Source organism: Sphingopyxis sp. (genome assembly GCF_050725655.1).
Taxonomy (GTDB): domain Bacteria; phylum Pseudomonadota; class Alphaproteobacteria; order Sphingomonadales; family Sphingomonadaceae; genus Sphingopyxis.
Genome location: NZ_JBOHHT010000007.1, coordinates 1 through 19,233, shown reverse-complemented (window position 1 = coordinate 19,233; position 19,233 = coordinate 1). Strand labels below are relative to the sequence as shown.

Sequence of the window (19,233 nt, the reverse complement as noted above, 5' to 3'; positions counted from 1 at the left end):
GGGTGAGTCGAAAATGGTGGTTTTCCGTGACCCGGAGCGCAGCGTACATCTGGTACGTGAGCACCGGAAGCACGGGAAATTGCCATTTGCAGACCGCCATGGGCTGAATGTCGATTGGTCCTAGTTGCCAAGAGTGTGTTGCCTTAGTAAGACGCTCTCATGAAACATCTCATCGGCACTCTTCTCCTTCTCGCTACGCTTCCGGCAACGCCGGCTTTGGCGCAGACCGCCTGCACGCCCGGCACCTATGCCGCCCCCGACGGCGATTTCGTCGTGCTGGCGAAGTCACCGGCGGTTGCGGCGCCGGGACTGCGCTATCTGTTTCGCGACGGCCGCCGCGGCGCGACCACCGATGCCGGCGCGCGCCTGACCTGCGGAACCGGCGACGTGACCGTCGGCGGCAAGCGCTGGGAGCCCGTCGCCTTTCGCGAGTCACAAGCGACCTTCGACAGCGTCGGCAGCAAAATGACCGGCGTGTTGATCGAGCCGCCGGGCGCGCCCGACACCAAGCGGCCGCTCGTCGTGATGGTGCACGGCTCCGAACGCACTTCGCCGATCGGCGGCGTCTATGGCTACGCGATGGCCGCGCAGGGGATTTCGGTCTTCGTTTACGACAAGCGCGGCACCGGCGGTTCCGAGGGCGAATATACCCAGAATTTCGAACTGCTCGCGGAGGATGCGGCGCACGCACTCGATCAGGCGCGCAGCATGACGGCAGGCCGCTTCGGTCGCGCAGGCTTTTTCGGCGGCAGCCAGGGCGGCTGGGTCGCCCCGCTCGCCGCGACGCGGACCAAGGCCGATTTCGTCGCGATCGGTTTCGGGCTCGTCGCCTCGCCGATCGAGGAAGACCGCGAACAGATGGTGTCGGAAGTCCGTGCGGTGGGGCTCGGCCGGGACGCCGAGGCGCTCGTCGGGCGGCTGTCGGACGCGACCGGCAAGCTACTGCTCTCCGATTTTCGCACCGGCTATGACGCGCTCGACGCGGTGCGGGCCGAAATGGCGGACAAGCCGTGGGCCGCGAAGATCGAGGGCGAATATAGCGGCGCGATCGCGCGCATGCCGAACGAGGATCTGCGCCGTATCGGCCGCGCGCGCGTCGACAATCTCGAACTCATCTGGGACTATGATGCGGTCGCGGCGCTTCAGAAGCTCGATGCGCCGTTGCTATGGGTGCTCGCAGGCGAGGACCGCGAGGCGCCGATCGAGACGACACGCGGCGCGCTGCTCGGGCTCGCGAAAGCGGGCAAGCCGGTCGACGTCTATCTTTTCCCCGACACCGACCATGGCATGTTCGAATTCAGCACGAATGCCGACGGATCGCGCAACGTCACGCGGATCACCGACGGCTATCTGAAATTGCTCGCCGACTGGATCAAGCGCGACGTGCGCGGCACCTACGGCCGTGCACAGCGGCTTACCCCGCGCTGATCCGCTCGATATCGGCGCCGACGGCCTGCAGCTTTTCTTCGAGCCGCTCGTAACCGCGGTCGAGGTGATAGACGCGGTTGACTTCGGTCGTGCCCTCGGCGGCAAGGCCGGCGATGATCAGGCTCATCGAGGCGCGCAGGTCGGTTGCCATCACGGGCGCGCCGATCAGCTTGTCGACCCCGCGCACCACCGCGCTGCGGCCGCGCACGTCGATGTCGCAGCCCATGCGCGCCAGCTCGGGCACGTGCATGTAGCGGTTCTCGAAGATCGTTTCGGTGAACAGCGAGGCGCCCTTGCCGAGCGTCGCCATCGCCATGAACTGCGCCTGCATGTCGGTCGCGAAGCCCGGGTAAGGCGCGGTCGACAGGGTAACGGGTTCGGCGCGGCCCGACATCGCGACGCGGATGCCGCCCTTGGTTTCTTCGACCGTCGCGCCCGCCTGGCGGAGCGCCGCGAGCGTCGCGTCCATCTCGTCAGCCTTCGCGCCGACGAGTTCGACGTCCCCTTCGGTGATCACCGCTGCGCAGGCGTAGCTGCCTGCCTCGATGCGGTCGGCCATGACGCGATAGGTAGCGCCGTGCAGGCGGTCGACGCCCTCGATGATCAAGGTTTCGGTGCCGATGCCCTCGATATGCGCGCCCATCGCGACGAGGCAGTTGCACAGGTCGACGATCTCGGGCTCGCGCGCCGCATTTTCGAGGACGCAGGTGCCCTTGGCGAGCGACGCGGCCATCAGCGCATTTTCGGTCGCGCCGACCGACACGACCGGGAAGGTGAACTTGCCGCCCGCGAGGCGTCCGCCCGGCGCGACGGCCTTCACATAACCCGAGGTTAGCTCGATCTGGGCGCCAAAGGCTTCCAGGGCTTTCAGATGCAGGTCGATCGGGCGGTTGCCGATCGCGCAGCCGCCGGGCAGCGATACCGTCGCCTCGCCCGCGCGCGCGAGCAGCGGGCCGAGCACGAGGATTGACGCGCGCATCTTGCGGACGATGTCATAGGGCGCGACGGTCGACGTCAGTGTCGTCGTGCGCGCGGTCATCACGCGGCCGAAATCCTCGGGGCGCGATCCCTCGATCGTCGTCGAGCAGCCGAGCTGGTTGAGCAGGTGACCAAAGCCGTCGACGTCGGCGAGCCGCGGCAAGTTCCTGAGCGTCAGCGGCTCGTCGGTGAGCAGCGCGCAAGGCAGCAAGGTGAGCGCCGCATTCTTGGCGCCGGAGATGGGGATTCGGCCCTTGAGTCGCTGGCCGCCGCGAATGACGATCTGATCCATCGGCTGTCTTTAGCGCATGCGCATGCGCGCGCAAGCGGCGCTGGGAGCATGACTGCGGAAGATAACCCGCGCCGCCCTTGGCTCCCCTGTTGCGGTGGCGTGATCCGGGGGCGAAAGCCAATAGATCCGGCGGAACAGGCGAAGTCGTCACCATGGTTAAGTCGTCCGCGATGACAATGGGCTTTCGCCGTGGCTTTCCGGTCCGGAATATGAAACTATTCAGGTCAATATTTGGGTCGAACAAGGGCAAGCGTAAACGGAACGACTTTTCACAGGGGAGTAAGGTCATGCGGAATAATGTCGTCACAATCGTCACTACGGCCACGTTGATCGCCAGCCAGCTGGCCGTCCCAGCCCTGCCGCAAGCAACGACCTTGCCTTATCCGCCGCCCGGCGGTCCGCAGATTCAGCCGCCGCGTCCCGGCGATGGCTATGGTTATCAGGGGACGATCCGCTGCGAATCGCGGAACAACCAGATGCAGCGCTGCAATGTTCGCACCGGTAATCGCGTCGACCTGCAGCGCGTGATCGGCGGGCGCTGTTCGAAGGGGCGCGACTGGGGTTTCACCGCCAACCAGATCTGGGTGTCGGGCGGCTGCCGCGCCGAATTCGCTTATGGCTATGCCAATGATGGCGGCTATCCGACGCCGCTGCCTCAACCCGTCAACGATTTTGCGGGCACGATGAACTGCGAATCGTGGAGCTATAAATATCAGCAGTGCAATGTCCGCACGAACGATCGCGTCGAACTGACGCGCCAGATCGCCGGCAAGTGCAATGCCGGACGCCAATGGGGTTACACCAGCGACTATATCTGGGTCGACAAGGGCTGCCGCGCCGAGTTCGGCTATGGCTATCGGAATTCGCGCCCGCCCGAGAAAGACAAGGATAAGGGACCCAGCACCGGACTGATCATCGGCGGCATCGTCGTCGCAGGCGGGTTGATTGCGCTGCTCGCGAGCGGGAAGAAAAAGAAAGCAGCGACCGAGCAGACGACGACGCCCGAGGATACGGCGACGCCGACCTATCCCGCCGGTCCTCCGGCAGCACTGAGCGCCAACCTTTCGGCCTTGCCCAGCGCGGCGCGGCCGTCGGTGCAGAATTGCATGACCGACGCTGCGCGGCAGATCGGGGTCACCGGCGGAACCCGGCTGTCCTACGACAAGCTGATCTCGCTCGAGCAGGGCAATGGCGGCTGGCGCATCCGTGCGACGATGACGGCGACCTATCCCGACGGCGCCAAGCAGATCGAAATGTATTGCCGCGCGACGCCGAGCGACATCATCCAGCTCGACTTCACCTAGACAGGAAGCGGGCGTCCGCTATCCGGGGCCGATTTTCGGGTGAAGGCGGGATGCGCGTGATGATGAAGGAAGGCGGGTCGGCCGCGGCAATCTGGTCGCGGGCCTATCCGCTGCTGACGGTGACCGCGCTATTCTGGGCCGGGAATTCGATCGTCGGGCGCGCGGCGCGCGATCTGGTGCCGCCCGCCGCCTTGTCTTTCTGGCGCTGGACCTTCGCGCTCGCCTTGCTGCTCCCGCTCGCCTGGCCGCATCTCAAGCGCGACTGGCCCATATTGCGCGCGAACTGGCCGATCGTCGCGCTGCTCGGCGCACTGGCGATCGGCTCGTTCAACATCCTGCTTTACACCGGGTTGCAGAGCACCACCGCGCTCAATTCGATGTTGATCCAGTCGGCGCTGCCGGCGCTCGTTCTCGTCGTGGGCGCATTGGTGATGGGCGACCGCACAACCCCGCGCCAGATCGTGGGCGTGCTGATCTCGCTCACCGGCGTGCTTGCGATTATCGCGCGCGGCGACCCGGCGATGCTGTGGGGGTTGCAGCTCAATCTCGGCGACGCGATCATCGGCGGCGCGGTGCTGCTATGGGCGCTCTATTCGGTGCTGCTCCGCCGTCGGCCCGCGGTTCATCCGCTGAGCTTCCTCGCGGCCTCGATGGCGGTCGGCATCGCGGTGATCGCACCCTTTTACACGCATGAGCTGTGGTCGGGGCGGCTGATCGTACCGGTGACGGGCAGTGCGCTTGCGATCGCCTATGTCTCGATCTTTCCGTCGTTCCTCGCCTACCTCTTCTTCAATCGCGGGGTCGAGCTGCTCGGCTCGGCGGCGACGGGGCAATATATGAATGTGATGCCGCTCATGGGCGCGGGCCTCGCGATGCTGTTCCTCGGCGAGCAGCTTCACCTGTTCCACATCGTCGGGCTGGCGTTGATCGTCGCCGGGATATTGGTCGCCGGGCGTCCGCAGCCCGCGGCCCAGGCTTAAGCCAGCGCCTCTTCGACCTGCGCCAGCCGGTCCTTGCCGAAGAACATCTCGCTGCCGACGAAGAAGGTCGGGATACCGAACGCGCCGCGTGCGACCGCGGCTTCGGTGTTGGCGATCAGCCTTGCCTTGATTTCGGGCTCCTGCGTGCGAGCGAGGAGCGCGGGGCCGTCGAAGCCGTTCGCCGACAGGAAGGTCGCGATCACTTCCGGGTCGTCCATCTTGAGGCCATCCTCCCACATCGCGCGGTTCACGGCGTCGACATAGTCGTCGAGATTGCCTTCGTCGTCGGCGACGACCGCGCCGCGCATGATCGTCAGCGTGTTGACCGGGAAGTGCGGATTGACGCGGAATTTGGTGAGGCCGTACCGTTCGATGAAGCGCCGCATTTCGAGGTTTTCATAGGCGAGTTTCGCGGGTGCGTCGGCGTATTGGATCATCGGCGCCTTATTGCCCGTTGCCTTGAAGATGCCGCCTAGCAGGCACGGTGTGATGATCAGGTCGGCGCCGGTGCGGTCGAGCAGTTCGGGGAGCGCCTTCATGCAAAGATAGGCGTTGGGGCTGCCGAAATCGAAGATGAGTTCGAGGGTTTTGGTCATCGGTCCAGTCCTTTTCTTCTCCCATCGGGAGAAGGATATGGAGCCTTACCGCCGCAGGCGGTTAGGCGGAGTTGGATGAGGGGATCGGCGCTATCGATAGGGCACAACCCCTCACCCAGCTACGACTAGCCAGCAAGCTGGCAAGTCTTCACACCCTCTCCCGACGGGAGAGGGGAATTCTCGTTACCATTTTTCTCCCCAGGGACGGAGGTCGAGTTCATGCGTCCACGCGCTCTTGGGCTGTTTGTGGAGCATCACATAATTGGCGGCGATCGCATCGGGGTTGAGGATCAGATCCTGCGCCTTGGCATTGTCGAAATCGGGGTGGCGGCCCTTGATGAAATCGGTGTCGATCGCGCCGTCGATAATCGTGTGCGCGACGTGGATGCCCTGCGGCCCCAGCTCGCGCGCCATCGACTGCGCGAGCATGCGGAGCGCGCCCTTGGCGCCGGAGAAGGCGGAAAAACCCGATCCGCCGCGCAGGCTCGCCGTCGCGCCGGTGAAGATGATCGTGCCGCGGCCGCGCGGGCTCATGCGTTTCGCGGCTTCGCGGCCCATCAGGAACCCGCCGAGACACGCCATTTCCCAGACCTTGGTGTAAACGCGCACCGTCGTCTCGCCGATCGGGAAATTGACGTTCGCGCCGATGTTGAACACTGCAACCTCGACTGGGCCGACCTCGGCCTCGACCTGATCGAACAGCGCGATCATCGCGTCCTCTTCGCGCGCGTCACCGGGGAAGGCGCGCGCCTGATACCCTTCGTCGCGGATCGATTGTGCGAGCGCTTCGAGCTGGTCGGCGTTGCGTGTCCGGCGATTGACGCAGGCGGTCAGGCCCTCGGCGGCAAAGGCGCGGGCGATCGCGCCGCCGGTGGCGTCCCCGGCTCCGATGATGACGGCTGCGGGATTGGGCATGAGCGACTCTCCTCTTGCGCGGCATAGTAACTATGATAATCATAGTGACAAGAGGAAAGGTGAACATTGCCCAAACGCGCGGATCTATCGGATACATTATGCCCCGTCGGCCGCTCAGCCGAGCTGCTGGGCGACCGCGCGGTGCTGCTGATCCTGCGTGAACTGCTCTTCGGGCGGCGTCGCTTCGAGCTGATCGCCGCGAACACAGGACTTGGGCCGCAACTGGTCTCGGCGCGGCTCAAGATGCTTGTGGCGGAGGGAGTTGCCGAGCGCCGCGCCTATAGCGAGCGGCCAATGCGCCATGACTATTGGCTCACCGACAAGGGCAAGGCGCTGTTCGATGTGCTGTACGCGATGCGGAACTGGTCCGAGCGCTGGGCCTATACTCCGGGCGAGGCGGGGGATGGGCCCGCGATCCGCTATGTGCACCGCGCGTGCGGCGCCGATGTCGGGACAGCGAAAATCTGTCCGGGGTGCGGCGCGGAGCTGGGCTATGGCGATTTGAAGGGCGAGGCTTCGCCGGCGCTCAAGGCCGAGCAGATTTCGCGAACGGCTTAACTTACGCCTTTTCCAGCGTGCATTGCAGCGGGTGCTGGTTCTGCCGCGCGGCGTCCATCACCTGGTTCACCTTGGTCTCGGCGACCTCATAGCTGAACACGCCGCACACGCCGACGCCCTGCTGGTGGACGTGCAGCATCACCTGCGTCGCCTGTTCGATGTCCATGTTGAAGAAGCGCTGGAGCACCATCACGACGAATTCCATCGGCGTGTAATCGTCGTTGAGCAGCAGCACCTTGTACATCGAGGGCTTTTTGGCCTTTACGCGCGTACGCGTCGCGATGCCGACGCCGGGGGTGCCGGGCGAACCGTCGTCCTTGTCCGCCATCGCGCGGGGCGGGTGGTTGGTTGCAGCAGGAAACATCATGGGCAGGAATATCGCAAGCCGCGGGCGAAGCGCAAGAGGCGCGCGCGCGGATTTTAACCTCTCGTTCGCCAGCCGGATCGGGTGGCCGCAAAAACAAGAACCGCCCGCTTCCGGGGAAGCGAGCGGCCTTGGGGTGTCGGCGCAGGCGGGAGGGGAGGGGGAGGGTGCCCGCGCCAACGATGGAAGGTGAAAGCGCCTTAGGCGGCCTTCATCTTCGAAGTGATGACCGAAACGCGGTTCGAGATCGGCGCGAAGCTTTCGTTCGTCAGCTTGACGACGAGTTCGCTGGTCTTCGAGGTCTGCGCAACAGCGGCGTCGAAAGCCTTCTTGCTGTTTTCGGCATAGAGCTTGAAGAAGTCGGCCGGGGTCTTGACGGCGGTGTAGCCCTTCAGCGCGGCGGTCGTGTCTTCAAAGCTCTTGCGAGCATAGGTGACGCCTTCCTGGCCGAGCGTTTCGATGCCCTTGGCAGCGATCTTGCCGGCTTCGACGAGTGCTTCGACGTTCGCCTTGTTGAATTCGACGGCTTCTTCAGCGAGCTTGCTGGTCTTGCTCATCGCTTCCTTCGCCTTCGCGTTGAAATCGGCGGTCAGGGCTTCGGTGCGGGTCTTCGCTTCGTCGGCGAACTTCTTGACGGTGTCGTTCATGGTCTTGAATCCTTTGGTGGCGGCTGCAACCGGCTTCGGTGCGGCCTTAAGGGGCTTGGATGCAATTTTCACGGTCGCCTTCTTGGGAGCGACCTTCTTGACGGCCGCCTTGGGGGCAGCAGCCTTCTTCGCGGCCGGCTTGGCTTTTGCCTTCACCGTCTTGATCTGTGCGGGGGCCGGTTCAGCCTGCGCTACGGCCGGAGCCGCAGCGGGGGCCGGCGCGGCGGGAGTCGCCACCGGCTTGGCCGGGGTTTCCAGCGTCGCGGCTTCGAAAGCCTTTTCGGCACTATCCATCTTGGTAGCCATCGGTGTTACTCCTCTATGTTGCAGTGCACAATATAGGAGCGGCGCGGCGATTTCAAGGATATTTTTGTGCACTGCACAAAATTCTTGTCGCTACGCCCCGATGGCAGGATATTCGCTAGATATTACCGCTGTTTGACATAACGCCCGGGGGCGTCTTCGATCGCCTTTTTGGCGCCTTTTCCGGGGATACGCGCCCCCTTAACGGCGGTTTTCGCGCTATCCCGTTCCGCAATCCAGCCGATCCAGTGTGGCCACCAGCTGCCCTTGGTCTCGCTCGCGCCTGCAACAAACTCATCGAGCGTCGCGGCGTCGCTATCGCCGGTCCAATATTGATATTTGCCCGCGGCGGGCGGGTTGACCACGCCCGCAATATGGCCCGAGCCCGCGAGCAGGAAGGTCTTCGACCCCGACAGATGGTCCATCAGGCGCCAGACGCTGGCGAGCGGCGCGATATGATCCTCGCGCCCCGCCTGGATGAACGCGGGGGTCTCGATCTTCCTGAGGTCGATCGGCGTCCCCATCACCGACAGGCTGTTCGGGATCACCATGCGATTGTCGCGATAGAGGTCGACCAGATACTGCCGGTGCCACTTCGCGGGCAGGTTCGTCGTATCGCCATTCCAATAGAGAAGGTCGAAGGGCGGATAGTCGTTGCCGAGCAGATAATTGCTGACGACATAATTCCAGATGAGGTCGCGCCCGCGTAGCGAGTTGAAGGTCGCGGCCATATAGCGCCCGTCGAGGAAGCCCGGCGCCGAAAGCTGCTCGAGCAGCGCCAGATAGCTGTCGTCGACAAACATCTTGAGGTCGCCGGCCTGTTCGAAATCGACTTGCGCAGTGAAGAAGGTCACCGACTTCACCTTGTCGGCCTCGCCGCGCGCCGACAGCATCGCGAGCGTGGCCGCAAGCGTGGTGCCGGCGACGCAATAGCCGATCGTGTGGACCGCGGGGACGTCGAGCCCCGCGCGCACCGTGTCGATGGCATCGACCTGCGCCGCGATATAATCGTCCCAAATAATTTCGCTCATCGACGCATCGGCCGACTTCCACGACACCATGAACACGCTGAGCCCCTGTTCGACCGCCCAGGCGACGAAGCTTTTCGCGGGGTTCAAATCGAGGATATAGAAGCGGTTGATCCACGGCGGGAAGATGAGGAGCGGGACGCCGAGCACCTCCTTCGTCGTCGGCGTATAGTGGATCAGCTGGTAAAGATCGGTCTCGTGGATCACCTTGCCCGGCGTCGTCGCGATATTGACCCCGACCTCGAACGCGTCGGGATCGACGTGGCTCAATTGCCCGCGCGACAGGTCGCTCAGCATATGGCCGAGCCCTTTGAGCAGGCTTTCGCCGCGCGTTTCGACCGCGCGCTTGATCACTTCGGGATTGGTAAGCGCCAGATTGGTCGGCGCCATCGCGTCGGCCATCGCCTTCGCGGCGAATTCCATCTTCGCGCGCGCGGCGGGGTCGAGCCCCTCGAACTGGCGCGTCGTCGCGAGCATCTGTTCGGCGAGCAGGCCATAGGTCTGGCGGATCATCGCGAAGACCGGATTGGCGGTCCATTCGGCATCGGTGAAGCGGCGATCCTTCGCATCGGCGGGCGGCGCATCGGGGGTGATCGGCTGGCCGATGCTGGCGAGCGAGGTCCAGAAGGCGACCCCCTGATCCCACATCTTCGACGATTGTTCGGTCCACAGCTTCGTCGCCGGATTGTCGATCCATTTGGCGGGGTCGAACAACGCCGCCGCACTCGCATTGCCGTCATTCGCCTGACCCAGTGCATATTCGAGCATCATCTGCTGCGCGCGGCCGATCACGCTCGTCCAATGCTGCATGTCGTCGGGTGATGGCAGGAAGGGATTCGGAGCTTCGTTCGGTTCGCTTTTGTCTGCGTCGCTCATGCTCGTTCCTGCTGGTCAGTGCGGATATAATGCCTATAACAAGCCGCGATGCGGCTGGCGAGGCTGCCGCTCGCGTCAACCCACAAGTAACGCAAAGGAGTTATTCTAGTTTCCCATGTCCGAAGATGAATTCTATCGCATCAAGCGCCTGCCGCCCTATGTCATCGCCGAAGTCAATGCGATGCGTGCGGCCGCCCGCGCCGCGGGCGAAGACATCATCGACCTGGGGATGGGCAACCCCGACCTGCCGCCGCCGGCGCATGTGATCGAGAAGCTCTGCGAAGTCGCAATGAAGCCCGACGCGCATGGCTATTCGCAGTCGAAGGGCATTCCCGGGCTTCGCCGCGCGCAGGCGAATTATTACGCGCGCCGCTTCAACGTCGAACTCGATCCCGAGAGCGAAGTCGTCGTGACGATGGGGTCGAAGGAAGGGCTCGCGAGCCTTGCGACCGCGATCACCGGCCCCGGCGACGTCGTGCTGGCGCCGAACCCCAGCTATCCCATTCACACCTTCGGTTTCATCATCGCGGGTGCGACGATCCGCAGCGTGCCGACGACGCCCGACGAAAATTACTGGCGCGCGCTCGACCGCGCGATGGCCTTCACCGTGCCGCGCCCGTCGATCCTCGTCGTCAATTACCCGTCGAACCCGACCGCCGAGGCGGTTGATCTCGCCTTCTACGAACGGCTCGTCGCGTGGGCGAAGGAAAACAAGGTCTGGGTGCTGTCCGACCTCGCCTATTCGGAGCTGTATTACGACGGCAACCCGACCCCCTCGATCCTGCAGGTTCCCGGCGCGAAGGACGTGGCGGTCGAATTCACCTCGATGTCGAAAACATACTCGATGGCGGGCTGGCGCATGGGCTTTGCGGTCGGCAACAAGCGGCTGATTGCGGCGATGACGCGCGTGAAATCGTACCTCGACTATGGCGCCTTCACGCCGATCCAGGCCGCAGCCTGTGCAGCGCTCAACGGCCCGCAGGACATCGTCCAGAAGAACCGCGAGCTGTATCAGAAGCGCCGCGATGTGATGGTCGAAAGCTTTGGCCGCGCCGGCTGGGACATTCCAAGCCCGAAGGCGTCGATGTTCGCCTGGGCGCCGTTGCCGCCAGCTCTCAAGGAAATGGGCAGTCTCGAATTCTCGAAGCAATTGCTCACCCACGCCAAGGTCGCGGTCGCACCGGGGGTCGGGTACGGCGAGGACGGCGAAGGTTATGTCCGCATCGCGATGGTCGAGAATGAGCAGCGCATCCGGCAGGCGGCACGCAATATCCGCAAGTTCCTCGCGATGCATGGCGTGAACACGCCGTCGGTTGCCGCCGGGGGATGATGAGCCTCGACGCCGGCGCGATTGCGCAGACGATTCAGCTGTCGGTCACGCCGGTGTTCCTGCTGGTCGCGACCGGCAGCCTGCTCAACGTCATCGCGGGCCGCCTCGCGCGCGTCGTCGACCGGTCGCGCAATCTGATGGAGCGCTGGTCCGAGACCGAGGGCCTCGAACATGAGCGTATCGTTGCCGAACTGCGCATCGCCGATCGCAGGATGGGGATCATCAACAATTCGATCCTCTCCGCCGTCGCGTGCGGGATCGTCGTTTGCCTGCTCGTCGCGCTGCTGTTCACGCAGGCATTTACCGGCATCAACCTCGGCGTCGCCGCGTCATGGGCCTTTGCGGTCGCGATGCTGTTGCTGCTCGTGTCGCTGATCCTTTTCCTCGTCGAGGTGCGGCTTGCGGTGCGCGCGATTCACGTGCCGATGGAGTTGCTCGAGCTCGAGGAAATGGGCTGGAAGCGGCGGAGCGACCGGCGCTGATAGACGCAGGGCGAGGGCTAGAGCGTGATTGTCTTTGATTGAATAAGCTGTGTGCTCCCGCGAAGGCGGGAGCCCATCTCCCGTTGGCGCTATTTTGAACCGGCAGGAGATGGATCCCCGCCTTCGCGGGGACACGGGCCTCTTTTATAATGCTTCAATCAAAGACGATCAGGTTCTAGTCAGCGATAACGCTCGCCCGATAGCTTGGCGCCACGCGCTTCCGGCTCGCTTGTTCATAAGCATAGCCCGCGGCCAATATGTGGGCGTCGCTCCATTTGGCGCCGATGAACGAGAGGCCGATCGGCAGCCCTTCCACCGCTCCCATCGGCACGGTCAGGTGCGGATAGCCGGCGACGGCGGGGAGCTGGCTGGTGCCGGGGCTCTTGTAGCTGTCGCCCTTGACCAGATCGCTGACCCACGCGGGGCCGTTGGTGACCCCGATAAGCAGATCGACGCCATAGGTCTTCAGCAACCGGTCGATACCCTCGGGCCCCGCGAGCCGGACCGCCTTTTCGCGCGCGGCGAGATAGGCGGGGCTGTCGAGCCCGCCCTTGCTCTCGGCGAGTTCGAAAATTCCCTGGTCGAACCATTTGAGCTCGTCGGGGTTCGCCTTGTTGAACGCGATGACATCGGCGAGCGACCTCGGCGCATTCGCATTCGGCAGGCCGCCCAGATAGGTCGCCATGTCGGCCTTGAGTTCGGTGAGCAAGATTTCGAATTCGGCGGCGCCGAGTCCCTCATTGCCTTTCCGGCTGTCGGCGATCTCGACCAGCGTCGCGCCAAGACTTTCCATCTGCTTCAGCGCCGTGTCGAACAGCGCGACGATGTCGGCGCGGTCGCCGACCCGGTCGCGCATCACGCCGATGCGCTTGCCCTTGAGTGCGTCGGGCGACAGCGCGGCGACATAGTCGGTCTTGCGCGCGTCGGCTTCGGCGGTTGCGGGGTCGGTGGGGTCGCTGCCCGCGATCACGCTCATCACCGCCGCGGCGTCGCGCACCATCAACGTGATCGGCCCCGCAGTATCCTGGCTGTGGCTGATCGGGACGATATGGGTGCGGCTGACGAGGCCGACGGTCGGTTTGAAGCCGACAACGCCATTGACCCCGGCGGGGCAGGTGATCGATCCATCGGTTTCGGTGCCGATCGCGAGCGGCGCGAGGCTCGCCGCGACTGCGGCGGCGCTGCCCGACGACGAGCCGCAGGTGTTGCGGTCGAGCGCATACGGATTCTTCGTCAGGCCGCCAATCGCGCTCCACCCGCTCGTCGAATTGTCCGAACGGATGTTTGCCCATTCGCTGAGGTTCGTCTTGCCGAGGATGATCGCGCCCGCATCGCGCAGCCTTGCGACGAGCGGCGCATCGCGGTTCGTCACATTGTCCTTCAGCGCGAGCGAACCCGCGGTCGTGGGAAGCGGCCCGGCCGCTTCGATATTGTCCTTGAGCAGGATGGGGATGCCATGGAGCGGGCCGCGCGCCTTGCCCGCCATGCGCTCGTCATAGAGCCGCTTCCCCTCGGCGCTGAGATCCGTCTGCGACATCGTCGCGATGACGGCGTCGAGCTTTGGCCCATAGTCATCGATCCGTCCGATCCGGTCGAGATAGACGAGCGCGGTCAGCCCTTCGTAAATCCGCCCGCTCTCCATTTCGGCGCGCAGCGTCGCGGCGTCCTTGCCCTCGACCTCGGGAAGCGGCGGCGGCATTGCGGAGACCGGGGCGGCGGTGGGAGCGATGACAAGAAGGGGGGCGGCGGCGAGCAGCGAAATTTTTTGCATGGCCTGCACGCTGGCAGCCGTAGCGGCAATTGCAAGCGGGCATTTTCGGTTCGCCCCAATGGCGTTGACACCACTCCCCCCGGTCTGCTCCCTTGGCGGCGGGAGATATAAATGACCGATAAAGCTGCCTCGTCGCAGGGCATCGCCTCACCGGCCACCGGCGTTTCCGCAGAGACGCGGACGATGCTGTGGATCCTGCTAATCGTCTATATCTTCAACTTCCTCGACCGGCAGATCGTCAACATCCTCGCCGAACCGATCAAGGCCGACCTCGGCTTGTCCGACACGCAGCTCGGCCTGCTCGCTGGCCCTGCCTTCGCGGTTTTCTACGCGCTGCTCGGCATCCCGATCGCGCGCTATGCCGACAAGGACGGCACGAACCGCGTCCGCCTGATCGCACTCGCGCTCGCAATATGGTCGGCGATGACCGCGGTGTGCGGGCTTGCGCAGAATTTCGTGCAATTGCTCTTCGCGCGTATCGGCGTCGGCGTGGGCGAGGCGGGGTGTACGCCCGCGGCACACTCGCTGATTTCGGACAGCGTCGCCCCCGAAAAACGCTCGTCGGCGATCGCTTTCTATGGCCTTGGCGTGCCGATCGGATCGCTGCTTGGGCTGATTATCGGCGGCATCGTCAACGATCTCTACGGCTGGCGCGTCGCGCTGATGCTCGTCGGCGCGCCGGGCCTGCTGCTCGCGCTCGTCGTGCTGTTCGTGATGCGCGAGCCGCGGCACAGCCGCACCGCCGAAGCTGCGGCGACCGCCGCCGCCGTGGTGCCGCTCTCGACCGGCGAGGCGATGCGCGAAATCTTCGCCTCGCGCGCGTTCGTCTACATATTGATTGCATCGTCGGTCGTCGCCTTCCTCGGCTATGGCAAGGCGCTGTGGACGATCAGCTTCTTCATCCGCAGCCACGGGTTGTCGACGACCGAAGCGGGACTGTCGATGGCGGTCGTGCTGGGGCTCGCCGGGGTGCTCGGCACCTGGCTCGGCGGCAAGATGGCGGACAAGTTCGGCGCGCGCGACAAACGGCACATCCTGACTTTCCCGGCCTTTGGCATGGCGTTCGCCGCGCCGATCCTGTTCCTCGGCTATTTCATGGAGGATTGGCGCGTCGCCGTCGCGCTGCTCATCATTCCGACGATCCTCAATACGGCCTATTACGGCCCGGCCTATGGCTGTGTGCAGGGGCTGGTGCGTCCGCAGGCACGTGCCGTCGCGGCGTCGATCATGCTGTTCGGGCAAAATCTGATCGGGCTGGGCTTCGGGCCGTTCCTGTTCGGAGTTTTGTCCGACGCGCTCGCGCCCGTGGCGGGGCAGGAGAGCGTGCGGTGGGTGCTGTATGGTGCGGCGTGGCTCGGCCTCATCCCCGCCTTCTTCTTCTGGCGCGCGAGCCTGCGTCTCAACGCCGAACTCAAGTCGGGTTAATAGGGCGGGTCGACCTTCGCGCGCTGCGCCTTCGCGGCGTCGATCCACCAATTGAGGTCGTCGGCAAAGCGCGGAAACAGCCGTTCGAGCTGTTTCGCATCGTCGCCGGTGGGCTGGCCTTCGGCGTCGAAAAGCTTGCCGATCCGTGCGACCGGCAGGATCGACGAAATTACCGCCATCCCCATCTCGCCCAGAATGTCGCGCCATCCCATCATCGCGCGCACCCCGGAAAAGGAGCCGGCGGAATAACAGGCGATCGCCGCGGGGCGCCAGAACCATTCCTCCAGATAATGGTCGGTGAGGTTCTTGAGCCCCGGCTGCGGCCCCCAATTATATTCGCCGGCGACGAACAGGAAACCGTCGGCGGCGCGGATATTGCCCGCGAGCTCTTCCATTGCCGCCGGTGCCTCGCCTTTGGGATATTCCTTGTACATCCGGTCGAGCATCGGGAGATCCACCGCCTTGGCATCGATCAGTTCGGCGCTGTCTCCGCGCGCCTTGATCGCCTCGACGATCCACTGCGCGAGCTTGATGCCCTGCCGGTCGCGGCGATAGCTGCCATAAAAGACGAGGATGTGGCGGGACATGGCGGTTCCTAGGGTTGGATGGTGATCGGGATACCGTCGGGCACGAGGTCCCACAGCTGTTTTATCTCGGCGTTCGACAGCGCGATACAGCCGTCGGTCCAGTCGCGCGCGATCGGCGGCCCGGGCCAGGCGTTCGGCTGGCCGTGAATGAAAATATCGCCGCCAGGCGAACGCCCCTTCGCCTTGGCAAAGGCGCGGTCCGCGGCGCCCGGAAAGGATATGCGCAGCGACAGATGATAGGCGCTCTTCGGATTGCGGCCGCTGATCGTGTAGCGCCCCTCGGGCGTGCGTTCGTCGCCCTCGAACTGCTTGTGCCCCGTCGGCATGTCGCCGAAGCGAATGCCCGTATAGCGCACGATCTCACGGCTCCCGGCGTAAGCGATCAGCACGCGGTCGCTCTTGTCGACAAGCAGCCGGTCGGCCTTGGTGCCCGCGGGCAGCGGCGGCTGCGAACTCGCGGCGCCGCACGCGGCAAGGAGCAGGCAGGCGAGGGGCGAGGCGCGGGGCATCGGGCGACCCTACGACTTTGGCACGGCCCGGCAAGTGGTTGCCAGTGCTGCGCCGTGGGTCGCGGGCTTCGTCGCCGCGCTAGCCGGTCACCCGGCCGATCAGCGTGCCCTTCGTTCCCGACCGGTCATAGGCGAAGTCGATCTGCGGCCATCTTTTCTGCCAGCGCCGCGCGACAAGGCGCTCGCCGGGGCGCGCGGCATCGTCGAGCAGGATCATCGCGCCGTCGGCGAGGCGCGGAAACAGCGATTCGGCGGCGCCGCGTACCAGCGGGTGCAGCGCCCATGGCGGCCCGTCGATCACCAGCAGGCCGATGTCGGTCGGCAGGTCGGCAAGCTGATACCAGAGCCCCGGCCAATCGCCCGGCGGCAAGCCGAGCGGCGCGTGGCGCAAATCGGCTGTGACGCCCTGGCTCGCCAGCCAGTTCGCGGTGGCGGCGACGAATATCGGATGCTGGTCGTAACTGATCAGCCGCCCGCCGCCGAACAGCGACAATGCCTTCGCGATCACAAGGCTGCTCGCGCCGCAGCCGAGTTCGACGACCGTCGCGGGGCGGAGTTGCTCGATGGCATCGACGATGTGGGTCAGGAAGCGCGTGTCGGCCTTCCAGCTGCCGAGATGCGGCAAGGCATCGTCGGCAAGGTCGAGCCGGTGCAGCAGCGCGGCCTTGTCCGCCTTGCGTCCGCCCCACAGCGAGCGCAGCAGCCATGGCCACTGGATCGCGCCGAAAGCGATGACCTCGATCCGTTCGCGCGCCGGGCGCGGCAAGGCATCGTACATATCGGGACGCGCCAAGAGCTGCGTCGTTTCGCGGCTTGTCATCCGCAGCCAACTAGTGACGGCCGATGGCAGTTCAGTGACGGCTACGAGACTTGCGTCCGACCGCCGCGCTTATGCGACGACCGGCACCGGATCGTCAGTCGCTGAACGGGTCGCGGATCAGGATCGTATCCTCGCGCTCGGGGCTGGTCGACACGAGCGCGATCGGGGTTTCGATCAGTTCCTGCACGCGCTGGATATATTTGATCGCCTGCGCGGGCAGGTCGGCATAGCTGCGTGCGCCGGCCGTCGTTTCCTGCCAGCCGTCCATTTCCTCGTAAATCGGCTCGACCTCGGCCTGATCGGCCGAATGGGCGGGGAAATAGTCGAGGATCTTGCCGCGCAGCCGGTAACCGGTGCAGATGCGAATCGTGTCGAAACCGTCGAGGACGTCGAGCTTGGTGAGCGCGATACCAGTGACGCCCGATACCGCGCAGCTCTGGCGGACGAGCACGGCGTCGAACCAGCCGCAGCGGCGCTTGCGCCCCGTCACGGTGCCGAATTCATGCCCGCGCTCGCCGAGCTTCTGGCCGATCTCGTCCTCGAGCTCGGTCGGGAAGGGGCCGCTGCCGACGCGGGTCGTATAGGCCTTGGCGATGCCGAGCACGAAGCCGACGGCGCCGGGTCCTAGGCCCGAACCCGACGCGGCGGTGCCGCTGACGGTGTTCGAGCTGGTGACGAAGGGATAGGTGCCATGATCGACGTCGAGCAGCACGCCCTGCGCGCCCTCGAACAGGATGCGCGCGCCCGCCTTGCGGACCTTCTTCAGGCGCTTCCAAACCGGCTGCGCATATTCGAGCACATAGTCGGCGATTTCGGTCAGGTCGGCGACCAGCCGCTCGCGGTCGATCGGCGGCTCGCCGAAGCCGGCACGCAGCGCGTCGTGGTGCGCGGTCAGGCGATCGAGTTGCGGTTCGAGCTTGTCGAGGTGGGCGAGGTCGCAGACGCGCAGCGCGCGGCGGCCGACCTTGTCTTCATAGGCGGGGCCGATGCCGCGCCCGGTGGTGCCGATCTTGCCCGCGCCCGCCGCGGTCTCACGCAGCGCGTCGAGGTCGCGGTGGAACGGCAGGATCAGCGCGCAATTGTCGGCGATCGCGAAATTCTCGGGGTTGATGGCAACCCCCTGGCCGCGCAGCTTGGTGATCTCGTCGCGCAGCGCCCAAGGATCGAGCACGACGCCATTGCCGATGATCGACAGCGTGCCGGTGACGATACCCGAGGGGAGCAACGACAACTTGTAGACCTGCTCGCCGACGACGAGCGTATGGCCGGCGTTGTGACCGCCCTGGAAACGGACCACGGCGTCGGCGCGGCTGGCGAGCCAGTCGACGATCTTGCCCTTGCCCTCGTCGCCCCATTGCGACCCGATGACGGTAACATTTGCCATGATGCTGTCCTGCTGAACTAGGCCCCAAAACAACCGGCGCGGCCCGGCGCGGCCTTAGCGGATTTGGCCAGAGAGGCAAGGGCAGTGGCGCGGTTGCGCAATTAAGGCCCCTCCCCTTTAGGGGAGGGGTTGGGGTGGGGTCCATCGGCCTCGCGCAAGGCCGATGGACCCCACCCGCTGCGACTAGCCAGCGAGTTGGCAAGTCTCGCTGCCCTCCCCTGAAGGAGAGGGATAAGGAGAAACCATGATCGACCCCGATGACCCCTATCACGCCCATATCTATTACGACGAAGCCGAGCGTGCCGCCGCGACCGAACTGCGCGACAGCTTCGGCCGCGATCCCGCGATCCTGTTCGTCGGCGATATGACCGACGGCGCCGCTGGGCCGCACCCGATTGCGCAATATGAGGTGCATTTCCTCGGTGCAGCGGTTCCGGCGGTCGTCGCGACGATCGAGGCGACGGGGCTGCGCGCGCTGGTGCACCCGCTCACCGATGACGATCTGGCCGACCATACGACGCTGGCGCACTGGATCGGCGAACCCGTCGAACTCGACGTGACCGTGCTCGATCCGCCGGGGGTCAATCAGGGCATTCCGCGTTTCGGAATTTCGGACTTCTGACCTTATTGTTCCCCGGCGAAAGCCGGGGCCCAGA

General features: G+C 65.0%; 19 protein-coding genes. 8 read left to right on the top strand and 11 right to left on the bottom strand.

Annotated elements, in window-relative coordinates:
- The first annotated feature begins 159 nt into the window (after nt 1-159).
- Entirely contained in the window at nt 160-1,428 is a 1,269-nt protein-coding gene (locus ACREBX_RS01005; protein ID WP_431559889.1) for an alpha/beta hydrolase family protein, read from the top strand.
- On the opposite strand, the gene murA is transcribed toward ACREBX_RS01005, so the two are convergent.
- On the bottom strand, nt 1,415-2,698 hold the full coding sequence (gene murA, locus ACREBX_RS01000) for a UDP-N-acetylglucosamine 1-carboxyvinyltransferase (protein ID WP_431559888.1): 1,284 nt from the start codon (nt 2,696-2,698) through the stop codon (nt 1,415-1,417). The genes ACREBX_RS01005 and murA overlap by 14 nt on opposite strands.
- 287 nt (nt 2,699-2,985) lie before the next feature.
- On the opposite strand from murA, the gene ACREBX_RS00995 reads away from it, so the two are divergent.
- Nucleotides 2,986-4,002, top strand: coding sequence for a DUF3011 domain-containing protein (locus ACREBX_RS00995; RefSeq protein ID WP_431559887.1), 1,017 nt, complete (start codon nt 2,986-2,988; stop codon nt 4,000-4,002).
- Nucleotides 4,003-4,061: 59 nt separating this feature from the next.
- A complete protein-coding gene (locus ACREBX_RS00990) occupies nt 4,062-4,982 on the top strand; it encodes a DMT family transporter (protein WP_431559890.1) in 921 nt (306 codons plus the stop codon).
- Here the strand turns inward: ACREBX_RS00990 and ACREBX_RS00985 are convergent.
- Nucleotides 4,979-5,578 (bottom strand): 2-hydroxychromene-2-carboxylate isomerase, encoded by a 600-nt coding sequence (locus tag ACREBX_RS00985; protein WP_431559886.1) that lies wholly within the window; start codon nt 5,576-5,578, stop codon nt 4,979-4,981. The two genes, ACREBX_RS00990 and ACREBX_RS00985, sit on opposite strands and share 4 nt — an antisense overlap.
- Nucleotides 5,579-5,761: 183 nt before the next feature.
- Nucleotides 5,762-6,493 carry an SDR family oxidoreductase gene (locus ACREBX_RS00980; protein WP_431559885.1) on the bottom strand — a complete coding sequence of 244 codons (732 nt, stop codon included), beginning with the start codon at nt 6,491-6,493 and terminating at the stop codon, nt 5,762-5,764.
- Between the two features lie 66 nt (nt 6,494-6,559).
- Here ACREBX_RS00980 and ACREBX_RS00975 point away from each other — a divergent pair, with 66 nt between their 5' ends.
- Nucleotides 6,560-7,051, top strand: coding sequence for a winged helix-turn-helix transcriptional regulator (locus ACREBX_RS00975; protein WP_431559884.1), 492 nt, complete (start codon nt 6,560-6,562; stop codon nt 7,049-7,051).
- A 1-nt stretch (nt 7,052) separates the two neighbouring features.
- Here ACREBX_RS00975 and clpS read toward each other — a convergent pair whose 3' ends face one another.
- The 3 genes from clpS to ACREBX_RS00960 form a co-directional block, all read right to left on the bottom strand.
- Nucleotides 7,053-7,418, bottom strand: a complete 366-nt coding sequence (clpS, locus tag ACREBX_RS00970) for an ATP-dependent Clp protease adapter ClpS (RefSeq protein WP_431559883.1) — start codon at nt 7,416-7,418, stop codon at nt 7,053-7,055.
- Nucleotides 7,419-7,615: 197 nt separating this feature from the next.
- Nucleotides 7,616-8,368 (bottom strand): phasin family protein, encoded by a 753-nt coding sequence (locus ACREBX_RS00965; RefSeq protein WP_431559882.1) that lies wholly within the window; start codon nt 8,366-8,368, stop codon nt 7,616-7,618.
- A 122-nt stretch (nt 8,369-8,490) separates the two neighbouring features.
- Nucleotides 8,491-10,269, bottom strand: a complete 1,779-nt coding sequence (locus ACREBX_RS00960) for a PHA/PHB synthase family protein (RefSeq protein WP_431559881.1) — start codon at nt 10,267-10,269, stop codon at nt 8,491-8,493.
- A 115-nt stretch (nt 10,270-10,384) separates the two neighbouring features.
- Between ACREBX_RS00960 and ACREBX_RS00955 the strand changes: the two genes are divergently transcribed.
- Both ACREBX_RS00955 and ACREBX_RS00950 read left to right on the top strand, forming a co-directional pair.
- On the top strand, nt 10,385-11,599 hold the full coding sequence (locus ACREBX_RS00955) for an LL-diaminopimelate aminotransferase (protein WP_431559880.1): 1,215 nt from the start codon (nt 10,385-10,387) through the stop codon (nt 11,597-11,599).
- Nucleotides 11,596-12,081 (top strand): DUF2721 domain-containing protein, encoded by a 486-nt coding sequence (locus tag ACREBX_RS00950; RefSeq protein ID WP_431559879.1) that lies wholly within the window; start codon nt 11,596-11,598, stop codon nt 12,079-12,081. Before ACREBX_RS00955 ends, ACREBX_RS00950 begins: the two co-directional genes overlap by 4 nt.
- Before the next feature lie 175 nt (nt 12,082-12,256).
- On the opposite strand, the gene ACREBX_RS00945 is transcribed toward ACREBX_RS00950, so the two are convergent.
- Entirely contained in the window at nt 12,257-13,852 is a 1,596-nt protein-coding gene (locus tag ACREBX_RS00945) for an amidase (protein WP_431559878.1), read from the bottom strand.
- 111 nt (nt 13,853-13,963) lie between these two features.
- Between ACREBX_RS00945 and ACREBX_RS00940 the strand changes: the two genes are divergently transcribed.
- A complete protein-coding gene (locus ACREBX_RS00940; protein WP_431559877.1) occupies nt 13,964-15,277 on the top strand; it encodes a spinster family MFS transporter in 1,314 nt (437 codons plus the stop codon).
- Here ACREBX_RS00940 and ACREBX_RS00935 read toward each other — a convergent pair.
- The 4 genes from ACREBX_RS00935 to ACREBX_RS00920 form a co-directional block, all read right to left on the bottom strand.
- On the bottom strand, nt 15,274-15,864 hold the full coding sequence (locus tag ACREBX_RS00935; RefSeq protein ID WP_431559876.1) for an NADPH-dependent FMN reductase: 591 nt from the start codon (nt 15,862-15,864) through the stop codon (nt 15,274-15,276). The two genes, ACREBX_RS00940 and ACREBX_RS00935, sit on opposite strands and share 4 nt — an antisense overlap.
- Before the next feature lie 8 nt (nt 15,865-15,872).
- Entirely contained in the window at nt 15,873-16,373 is a 501-nt protein-coding gene (locus ACREBX_RS00930; protein WP_431559875.1) for a L,D-transpeptidase family protein, read from the bottom strand.
- Nucleotides 16,374-16,452: 79 nt separating this feature from the next.
- Nucleotides 16,453-17,193, bottom strand: coding sequence for a class I SAM-dependent methyltransferase (locus ACREBX_RS00925; RefSeq protein ID WP_431559874.1), 741 nt, complete (start codon nt 17,191-17,193; stop codon nt 16,453-16,455).
- Between the two features lie 94 nt (nt 17,194-17,287).
- Nucleotides 17,288-18,577: an adenylosuccinate synthase gene (locus ACREBX_RS00920; RefSeq protein WP_431559873.1), complete on the bottom strand. Its 1,290-nt coding sequence runs from the start codon at nt 18,575-18,577 to the stop codon at nt 17,288-17,290.
- Between the two features lie 244 nt (nt 18,578-18,821).
- Between ACREBX_RS00920 and ACREBX_RS00915 the strand changes: the two genes are divergently transcribed.
- Complete coding sequence (locus tag ACREBX_RS00915) at nt 18,822-19,199, top strand: DOPA 4,5-dioxygenase family protein (protein ID WP_431559872.1); 378 nt, start codon at nt 18,822-18,824, stop codon at nt 19,197-19,199.
- Nucleotides 19,200-19,233: the final 34 nt, after the last annotated feature.